General features: G+C 64.5%; 1 pseudogene. It reads left to right on the top strand.

The window, feature by feature from the left end:
* Positions 1–55 precede the first annotated feature (55 nt).
* Positions 56–1,271, top strand: a pseudogene (locus DYS74_RS18395) (IS3 family transposase); the annotation flags it as partial.

Raw genomic sequence — 1,271 nt, 5'->3', positions numbered from 1 at the left:
CACGGGATTTTTCCTCCACCGTCGATTAGAGTCCGGCCCAACTTGAGGACGGACAATGAAGCGAACGAGCTTCACGGACGAGCAGATCATCGGCATCCTGGCCGAGCACGGTCGACGTATACGTCGACGGGGTGAAGTGCGCGGATCTGTGCCGCAAGCACGGCATGTCTGAAGGCACCTTCTACAACTGGAAGGCCAAGTTCGGCGGCATGACGGTGTCGGAGGCGAAGCGGCTGAAGGCGCTCGAGGATGAGAACGCGAAGCTGAAGAAGCTGCTGGCCGAGCAGATGCTGGATCTGGCGGCGATGAAGGAACTGGTTTCAAAAAAGTGGTGACGCCTGCCGTGAAGCGCGAGGCGGTCGCGCATCTGAAGGCCCGGTTCGGGCTCTCGGAACGGCGGGCGTGCCGGATTGCCGGGGCGGATCGCAAGATGGTCCGCTACCAGGCGCAGCGTGCGCCGGATACGGTGCTGCGCGGGCGGTTGCGGGAGCTGGCCAACGAGCGTCGTCCGTTCGGCTATCGGCGGCTCTTCGTGCTGTTGCGTCGCGAGGGCGAGCCTTCCGGCATCAACCGGATCTATCGGCTCTACCGCGAGGATGGAGGAGGATCAGAAAACAGTCCGGGGGACTGTTTTCCCGACGACACTGACGGTGCGCAAGCGGAAGGCCCGGCGCAAGGCTATCGGGACGCGAGCCCCGATCCTGCTTGAGGCGCGGCCCAATGCGCGCTGGGCGCTGGATTTCGTCCATGACCAGTTCGCCAACGGCCAGCGCTTCCGGGGGCTCAACGTGGTCGACGACGTCACCCGTGAGTGCCTCGCGGCGATCCCGGACACCTCGATATCCGGGCGGCGCGTCGCGCGGGAGTTGACGGCCCTGATCCAGCGCCGCGGAAAGCCAGGAATGATCGTCAGCGACAACGGCACGGAACTGACCTCGAACGCCATCCTGCGCTGGTGCTCCGAGCGCCGGATCGAATGGCATTACATCGCGCCGGGCAAACCGATGCAGAACGGTTTTGTGGAGAGCTTCAACGGTCGGATGCGGGATGAACTTCTCAACGAGACCATGTTCCGCAACCTGGCCCACGCCCGGGCCGTAATCGCCGCCTGGGCGGCTGACTATAATACGGAACGCCCGCATTCCGCCTTGGACTACCAGACCCCGGCTGACTACGCGCGGAGCCTGACCACCGCAATCGCCCGCCCCGCTGCACGAGATGATAGCTCCGCGCGTCGGGCGATTGCTCAACCTGCGCCGATCGGCGTAAAC

This window comes from Paenirhodobacter hankyongi, assembly GCF_003664585.1.
Taxonomy (GTDB): Bacteria; Pseudomonadota; Alphaproteobacteria; order Rhodobacterales; family Rhodobacteraceae; genus Rhodobacter; species Rhodobacter hankyongi.
This window is presented reverse-complemented; position numbering and strand designations above follow the sequence as displayed.